This is a genomic window from Blautia sp. OF03-13 (assembly GCF_003460685.1).
Taxonomy (GTDB): Bacteria; Bacillota; Clostridia; order Lachnospirales; family Lachnospiraceae; genus Fusicatenibacter; species Fusicatenibacter saccharivorans.
This window is the reverse complement of sequence record NZ_QTVR01000042.1, coordinates 1-7,834: the sequence shown is the minus strand read 5'-3', so window position 1 is coordinate 7,834 and position 7,834 is coordinate 1. Positions and strand designations below refer to the sequence as shown.

Annotated in this window: 9 protein-coding genes; all 9 read right to left on the bottom strand. The window is 39.5% G+C overall.

Features of this window, described 5'->3' with window-relative positions:
* On the bottom strand, positions 1-599 hold a 599-nt coding region (locus tag DXA55_RS16480; RefSeq protein ID WP_147342039.1), incomplete at its 3' end, for a hypothetical protein.
* A gap of 29 nt (positions 600-628) precedes the next feature.
* Positions 629-1,975, bottom strand: a complete 1,347-nt coding sequence (locus tag DXA55_RS16475; protein WP_117814649.1) for a DUF308 domain-containing protein — start codon at positions 1,973-1,975, stop codon at positions 629-631.
* Between the two features lie 96 nt (positions 1,976-2,071).
* Positions 2,072-2,332 carry a hypothetical protein gene (locus DXA55_RS16470; RefSeq protein WP_117814648.1) on the bottom strand — a complete coding sequence of 87 codons (261 nt, stop codon included), beginning with the start codon at positions 2,330-2,332 and terminating at the stop codon, positions 2,072-2,074.
* A 16-nt stretch (positions 2,333-2,348) separates the two neighbouring features.
* Positions 2,349-2,858, bottom strand: a complete 510-nt coding sequence (locus DXA55_RS16465) for a L,D-transpeptidase (protein ID WP_158565107.1) — start codon at positions 2,856-2,858, stop codon at positions 2,349-2,351.
* Between the two features lie 306 nt (positions 2,859-3,164).
* Positions 3,165-3,869 carry a metallophosphoesterase gene (locus DXA55_RS16460; protein ID WP_117814646.1) on the bottom strand — a complete coding sequence of 235 codons (705 nt, stop codon included), beginning with the start codon at positions 3,867-3,869 and terminating at the stop codon, positions 3,165-3,167.
* Complete coding sequence (locus DXA55_RS16455) at positions 3,866-4,255, bottom strand: response regulator (protein ID WP_117509808.1); 390 nt, start codon at positions 4,253-4,255, stop codon at positions 3,866-3,868. The genes DXA55_RS16460 and DXA55_RS16455 overlap by 4 nt, the downstream gene beginning before the upstream one ends.
* Before the next feature lie 315 nt (positions 4,256-4,570).
* Positions 4,571-5,419, bottom strand: a complete 849-nt coding sequence (locus tag DXA55_RS16450; protein ID WP_117814645.1) for a TIGR02452 family protein — start codon at positions 5,417-5,419, stop codon at positions 4,571-4,573.
* 75 nt (positions 5,420-5,494) lie between these two features.
* Positions 5,495-5,734 carry a hypothetical protein gene (locus DXA55_RS16445; protein ID WP_117814644.1) on the bottom strand — a complete coding sequence of 80 codons (240 nt, stop codon included), beginning with the start codon at positions 5,732-5,734 and terminating at the stop codon, positions 5,495-5,497.
* Positions 5,735-5,857: 123 nt separating this feature from the next.
* Positions 5,858-7,600, bottom strand: a complete 1,743-nt coding sequence (locus DXA55_RS16440; RefSeq protein WP_117814643.1) for an AAA family ATPase — start codon at positions 7,598-7,600, stop codon at positions 5,858-5,860.
* Positions 7,601-7,834 lie beyond the last annotated feature (234 nt).

Sequence of the window (7,834 nt, the reverse complement as noted above, 5' to 3'; positions counted from 1 at the left end):
CCTTTAATATCACATACTGTATATTTTGAATTATATACTCCTCTTCCATCAGGCTGTTCATTTTTATCCATATTTTTCATTGGATAACAGCAATCGAATTCTCCTTTTTTATTTTGATTTATATTTCTTATTACACCATCTTCTATCGGGCATTTATAATATTGAATTCTACCCGGAGCACACCACACTTTGTCCTTTTCAACAAACATCTGTTCAAAACATATCATCCCCAGACATTTCTTATAGCATATTGCAACATAACATTCCATTTGTAACGGATCAATTTTTAAACTCGATCTATTTCCTAAACTACAAATATAAGCTGGTTTATTGCTTTCCTTAATATCACCAATTGATCGCTTACATTGAATTGTATTTCCCTGTTTTTTTATTTCGTCCACCAAAATTTTTCGACTTTCTTTTATTAATGTTGCTATTTCATTTTCATTCTTAGATATAATATGAAAATTATAGGAACTTGTATCAAAACTAGATTCCTCTGCCTCAATTTCACGATTTTCTAAGTCACATATATTTCCAAAGTCATACGATCTTGTAATTTCTTTTATTTTTTCCTCAGCATTTTTATAGTAAATCATAGTTTTTCCTCCAAACCAAGTATCAAATTTCAAATAATCTCGTTATTTTTACTCTTGTTTTCTATTTTTTTGAAATAGTATAAGGTGATTGTCAAAATACCACTCACAGCACCAACAAATCCCCCAATCATCACCCCTTTCCCTGAACTCAAATAATCTAATATCTGCAACGCCGCCGCGACAATGGAAACGAATCCAAATACCGCAATAATCATACTCACGCGTGATTCCCGCTTGCTGTCGATGTGATCCTGTTCTTCGTTTAACAGTTCGATTTTTTCTTTGATCTCATCCAGTGCTTCATTCACGCCATTTTCTTTCTGCAGCGCTCGATATGTCTCACAGACATTATTCCATTTTGACACCTGGGATGGTGTCAGTGTTCCGTATGCGATGAATTCCAATGCTTCTTTTTTCAGTCCTCGAATACTCTGAGCTGAAATCCCCTGAAATCTCTCATGGATTTTTTCATTCAACAGCATACAAGTATATTTTTGATACATTACAATCATCGTTAGTTCCAGATCGTCTTCTGCTCGTTCTGGCAATGCTTCTGCTGTAATTGGAACTGTTTTCCCCGATTTTGGACCATACGCATAGGCAATCTCCTGTGATGTAATTGCACATGCCCATCCATAATGGCTGTCATTTACATCCCTTGCCCCAGATGCATACTCAACATCTTTCTCCGATAAATCGGAAAACTCCTTCGTTACATCAATCAGCCGATGTTCATTATAGGCAATTTTCTCCGCAATCTTCCGTTCTTCAAAACGTTTCGGAAGTGCCGCCACATTCAGTCGGTAAGCTTCTTTCATCATGTAGATTTTTGTTTTTTCGCTTTGGCCGAACCATTTTAACTGAACGCCATATTCCTTATGCCATGATTCAAATACTTCCTGTTCTAAAATTGCTAACAGACTGTCCTGAATTTCCTGTTTTTTATCATCTATGTATCCCGGATTGATTAACTGATAAATTTCCTGGACGTCTTTATTTTTATATGCCAGATACACAGTTAAAAAGGCAATTCCATTGTTGAAAGAAAATACTTGCAATTGCGTCAGATCATAAGGAAAGGGGATCTTTACTGCTTCTTTCCATTTTCTCTTTACCGTTGCAACCGTCTCCTCCAGCATACACCTTTTGACAAATTCACCAGAACGGCATTTTATAGATAGAATTTCCAGAAAATCATCGGAATCAAATCCGGAGCGATCCCTTTCTTCATCTGATTTATTATTCTGGTCTGTATTTGTTTTTTTCGCACTAAACGGTATTTTCTGAAAATCTCCCTGGTACCGCAGAGGAAGTATAATATAGAGCCCTCTGTCTATTTCTTCTGTATTTTTAACACCTTCCCAATATTTTTCCATTTCTCACCTATCCACTCAAAGAAATTCTCCTAATTTTTCGCACATTTTAATAATTATGTCGTTCTCTATATTCATCAGGGTCTATTCCATCTGACCTCAATTTTTCATCTTCTGCCATAGAATTTCGCCTTGTTCCCTTGTATCCTTTCCATCATCTTTATGATTTTCTTCATATATTCTGATTTTCTCATAATCTTCATCATCTAAGCCATTATTATCTTTAAACAACGTCCCAATTCCCCATAGTACAACCACAATGCCGATAATGATGAAAAAAGCTTTTAAGGAATCCTCCTCACCTTTTACAATTCCATAATACCCAAGGAGTAAAACAAATAATATAATTGCAAATACCATCTTTTTTTCCATCCCCTCAAAGGATTACCGTAGTTCCTACTTCTATATTTTCCAGCAGCCACTCTACATTTTTCTGGCTGACCCGAATGCAGCCTGCCGTGCCGGTATCTCCGTTGCTGATTGGCTCTGCCTGCTCAAATGTTTCAGATGTCACTCTGTCCATATAAAGATCACTGTGAATAAAGTAGTCTTCGAAAATCACCAGATAACCAAAAAATTTTATCCGTTCATACTTTTTATGATAGCCGCTGATATATTCTTCTTTTACCTTTGATTTTTTTACAATATCAAACACACCATAAGGAGTTGGGGAATCTTCGCGGCCGAACAGGCATGGCATTTCCTTGATTTTTTCATAAATCGTATATTCACACGGGACAAAATCCTTTCGGATGCTGTAATTCTTCCGCAGAGCCTGCTCATCTGCCTTTTTATAAACTTCAAGCTGATGTGCCTGTTGATTCAATTTCAACAAAAAATTTTCTGTACTGATTTTCTTTTTGACGATATAAATGTCATTTTCCATTACTTTTCTGTTTTCTCCCAGACTCATTTCATTAATTTTTCATTACACACTTTAATTATTTTTTATTATAACGCAGCCCGCTTTCTTTTGCCATTCTTTTTTTCATTATTTTAATATAAATTTGTTTTTTTCTCGTTTATTCATCTTTTATCTGATAATTCACTCTATCCGCGACCATGCACTTAAAAAGTATGATTTATATTCTTGCTTTCCATCTTCTACCCCAAGAATTTTTCCCATCACATCATAACAAAAAACATCATGGATCAGCTGTTCCAGTTCGCATTCTTTTGCTCTTTGCAGCATTTACCGTGCATAATATTCTTTCCCTGTATCCAGGCAGATTGCCGCCAGTCTTCCATTGCTTTTCCCTGCTCCACAGTCGATCGCAATGTGATGGTTTGCTTTAAAAATATACCCTGGGCGGTTGTTCCCAAGGATATTCTGTGTCGGTGTATGTCCGCTGACTACAATGATATCATCGAAATACGGAATCTCGTAATCAATCCGCGTCCACACCAGATCCTCTACCGAATATTCTTCCAGACGTTTTGTTTCTGAAAAATGATCCAGTCCGGCATGCACCAGCCAGTATTCCTGCCCATTAACAATTTCCTTTCCGTATGGGCGGAATGATTTCATGTATTCTACTACCTGGTGCCGTTCTTCCTGCGGCAGTTTGCGAAAATCCTGGATTGTACTGGTACTGCCGTTCTGCGTCCAGTTGTCAAAATCCCGATACACCTTCGGCGGCAGTTTATCCAGAAAATTTCTCGAAACTTCCGGCACCAGAAGTTTGAGATTCGGTAGCGCCATAACTTCATGATTTCCTATGATCGGAATGATATTGGAATGTGCCATCATGTATTTCAGGATTTTCATTGGCTCTGGTCCACGATCTACTACATCGCCTAAGATATAAAGAGTATCTTCTTTCCGAATACCGATCTGCTCCAACAGCGTCAGAAACTGCTCATACTGTCCATGAATATCGCTCATCGCGTAAATCATCGATTCTTCTCCATTTCTCTTACCAGATCGCACAGCTCTTCTTCCCAGTCACTGATTTCCGAATACCAGATACAACCATACACTCCGGGAAGCTTCATATTTCTGGATGAGCATACGATAACCTTTGTCTGTTTGCCCTGCTCCTGCAGGAGCTGAACCAGCTTTTCTCCCGCCTCCGTATCACTGACAGCTCCCTGCTTCATGGGATAATGCATATCTGTGATAATCAAATCGAACGGTGCCCCAGCGTCTTCTGCATTCTTCAGCATCTGCAGACCATCCTCGACATTTGACACCAGTTCAATTTTAGCCACGCCGCATTGGTTCAATACCTTGCGGATTGCATTTGCTTTGTAAACGCTGTCTTCAAAGTTCAGAACCTTCATTTATCCTCTTCCCCTCTCCTGTTTGTCATAGCCTATTCTACTTATTACAGGCGATATTTGTATAACGCTTTTTATTCTTAAAAAATTAATCTTGTCTGCCTTTCATGAAGTCATATTTTTTGTTCGCTTTTACGTTCTTTCAGAGCCCAGCTTATAGAAAAGCCCGAAAATAATGAAAAAAAGACAATGCTGCAAAATGCGAATCGCAAGGAACAAATTTTAAAGCGTACCAGGGTACGACGAAAATCTGTGACACAATAATTCACACTCTGTGGTACTGAATTTTTTGCATTCTTTTCGGGGTTGCTATAAATTTTATTTTCTACCTCCAATCGCCTGATTGAATGTATCATAATTCAACGTATCATTTCTGCCGCAGAACACCGCATATTCTATCATTTCAAAATAGGATGCGTATTTTTCCTGTGCACTCCGAAATGCACGTGCTACAATTCTCGGCGGGTTACAGAAAGCGCCACAGCCAAACGCGCCTAAAATCAGAACTTCCGCTCCGTTCGATGCTGCCGCCTGAAAAACACGTTCCAGTCTTTGCATCTGAAGTTCGTACAGTGCTTTCTCATTAATCTTAACCGGCGCATTTCCTGCGGACGGGTTCATGGCATTGCTTGGTTTCTTTCGGAGGTTCGGGGCCGCACAGGTAATGATGTCTACCTGATACCAGTCTTTTTCTTCCATTCGTTCCGGTGCAGAGGTGTCGGTCTTAAATACGACGACTTCTGGTGTATACAGCAGATCATCATTGTAGCGTGGATCGCCTGCTTTCCGATGCGGTTGATAGAACTGATGCCACATCGTTTTTGTATCCAGGCATGGATACAGTGTGCTGCATCGGCAAAGGCATTCTTCCTGTGCCGTACTTCCCCGTGTTACACCGCCGCCGGGATTAGTTGCAGATGCAAAATTCAGGACGCAGACTCGCTTTCCGGCTTTTGCGTATGCAGAGGCGGCTTCGAAGCTTCTTTTAGATGAAACAATCGTTTTGCAAGATGATTTTCCAGGTTCTGGAAGTGCAATTGCCTGCGATGGAACATACAGCTTTTGGTTCTGAATCGAAAACTGAACTGCCTGCTGGAGCTTCTGGTTTGCTTTTATCAAATCCATGGAGTCCTGAAAGATCGCGATATTATTACTTCTTCTATCCATTGCAATTCTCCTCTCGTATCCCAGTCACACAATGCTGTTCTGCTGAAAATTATACGCCTTATCCTCCAACTTCGTTCAGGCTTTTACATAGTCCGCATCGATAAAGCAGCCCCTTGCCTGTCGAAATGCACCTGGCTGCTTGCCGCCTTCCGTGGCATATAATCCTGTATCCCAGCAGCCTGCTGATAAGCTGTTGTCTTTCAGGATCAATAAGCATACCTCGAAGTCATTTGGATAATCGCCATCCTTTATGTAGTGGAACCCGGTGAATGTAACGCGAATATTCTCTGCCATGTTTGCTGTCTTTTCTTCCATCTTTTTTCTCCTCATGGTAGGCTTTTTCTTTTGAATATTGCCATTTTATCTCATATCGAACGGAAAATGTTGACAGAAACTTGTCCGTATATAAAATTCAGTGCAATATCTCTGCCCTGAATTTTATAACAAATTGTAACTATTCAGAGCCCCATCCCGATTCCGCTTACGCTGCATCTCTTCTTCCATCACACAACACTGTTTTAAATGAAATGCAATCCCATACTGCACCATTTTTTTATAGCCCTCCTGCCACAGTGTCTGCGTATAATCTTTATCCCGAATCTGCTCCAATGCCTTCCGGCAATCTCTCTCCAGATCTTTTTTCTCATCTGTATACTTCACTTCTATCACAATTCCTGTTTCTGCATTTCCCATTTCAATCACAATATCGCTGAATCCTTCTCCCGATTCTCGATTGGAAGATACACGCCAGTCATTTTTATAGCTTAAGATTCCAAGCAGAATTCCATGATAGAAATTTTCTTTCAGTGATTTCCGCACAAAGGTATCGCGTACGCTAACTGTCTTCTGCAAATACAAATTCAAAAGGCTTTCCACCTCTGCTGATTTTCCCCCAAGCAGTGCCTGGCAGAACTGTTCTGCCATTTTGCCGTCTTTTTTCACTTCCTGCTGAAACAGTGTAAGAATCCGTTCTGTTATGATATTTCGAATTTCCCGGTTTGGAATTGCAAGGCAATAGCGGCCATCGCTTTCTCTTCCGCGCTGCGTCAGGTATCCTGTCATGAAAAGTGTACTCCACAGGTGATCCATAGTCGAATACAGGTCATTGTAGGTAACCATTTCATCGATTGGTTTGATCACTGTTTTTCCATTTACCAGCCATTCCAGTTCTGTTTTTGTGAGCATATCCGGTTCATTGATACTGTCGATAAAATGATGAATCACACTGTTCCCGCTTGTATTCATCCAGTAATTTTCCGGCTCGGCCTCTGGATTATGGATATGATCATTGCAGTAATTCACAACATCCCACGGACAGTACACATCTACTTTTCCGAATCGGTATCCGTCATACCATTCTTTTACCTCGTCATATCGGTCATCCATTTCATAGTCATGCAGCATGGTCTTTACTTCTTCATCTGTAAAACCGAAGGTTTCATCAAATTCTGTATTTGTAATCGAATATACTTTGAAATTGTTCAGTCCGGTAAAGATGCTTTCTTTTGCAATTCGCAGGCAGCCCGTCAAAACAGCAAAGGCAAGACTGCTGTTTGTCTTTAAAACATTTCCGAACATATTTCGAAGCAGCAATACCATTTCATCATAATATCCATTTTCATGGGCTTTTGCCATCGGAACATCGTATTCGTCAATCAGGACAACCACTTGCTGTTCATAGTGAACTTCCAACAGTTCTGTCAGTTCCTGAATACTGCTGGTAATGGTGTCTTCTTCCATATTTCTTGTCAGAAGTTCTGAAAAAAGTGCTTTATCAACCCGGCTCAATTTGTCGCTTTCCAGAAGAAATTGAAATCTTCTTGCCTCACGATTGATTGTTTTTATGAGCTGCGCACGGGCTTTTTCATAGGAATCGGCATCAATTCCTTTTAAGCTGATGGAAATAACGGGATATTTTCCCATATATTGTTCACAAATCTCTGTATTCTTAGAAATCTTCAAGCCGCCAAAAAGTGCTGGATCCGTTCCAATTTCAAAGAAATACTGAATCATACTCATATTCAGGGATTTTCCAAAACGGCGTGGGCGCGTAAAAAGCGTGACCTCACTTCCGTTATTTAAAATCTGTTCTACAAGGGAAGTTTTATCTACATAATAGTAATTTCCATTGCGAATCTTTTTAAAGTTGTCAATCCCGGTCGGGAGTTTTGGTTTTCTCATCTTGAAACCTTCCTTTCCAACTTTTGCGGCTTTTGACACCTGCGACTGTGCTTATGTTCTGATCTCTATTTTAGCTGGTTTTATTTGCTTTGGCAATGGTTCTTATCGGTTTCTAATCTGTCCAATTTTTTATGATCTTATATTGGCTCCTGTCACTAAAAAGAGCTGAATAGGAAAGCAAAATAAAAGCATTAAACTTTTCCTATTTAAATAATTTAATTAAAAATTTATATT

What these genes read in the sequence shown, in the direction of transcription:
- DXA55_RS16475 (WP_117814649.1), bottom strand. Translation starts at nt 1,975, where the DNA reads ATGGAAAAATATTGGGAAGGTGTTAAAAATACAGAAGAAATAGACAGA.
- DXA55_RS16470 (WP_117814648.1), bottom strand. Translation starts at nt 2,332, where the DNA reads ATGGTATTTGCAATTATATTATTTGTTTTACTCCTTGGGTATTATGGA.
- DXA55_RS16465 (WP_158565107.1), bottom strand. Translation starts at nt 2,858, where the DNA reads ATGGAAAATGACATTTATATCGTCAAAAAGAAAATCAGTACAGAAAAT.
- DXA55_RS16460 (WP_117814646.1), bottom strand. Translation starts at nt 3,869, where the DNA reads ATGATTTACGCGATGAGCGATATTCATGGACAGTATGAGCAGTTTCTG.
- DXA55_RS16455 (WP_117509808.1), bottom strand. Translation starts at nt 4,255, where the DNA reads ATGAAGGTTCTGAACTTTGAAGACAGCGTTTACAAAGCAAATGCAATC.
- DXA55_RS16450 (WP_117814645.1), bottom strand. Translation starts at nt 5,419, where the DNA reads ATGGATAGAAGAAGTAATAATATCGCGATCTTTCAGGACTCCATGGAT.
- DXA55_RS16445 (WP_117814644.1), bottom strand. Translation starts at nt 5,734, where the DNA reads ATGGAAGAAAAGACAGCAAACATGGCAGAGAATATTCGCGTTACATTC.
- DXA55_RS16440 (WP_117814643.1), bottom strand. Translation starts at nt 7,600, where the DNA reads ATGAGAAAACCAAAACTCCCGACCGGGATTGACAACTTTAAAAAGATT.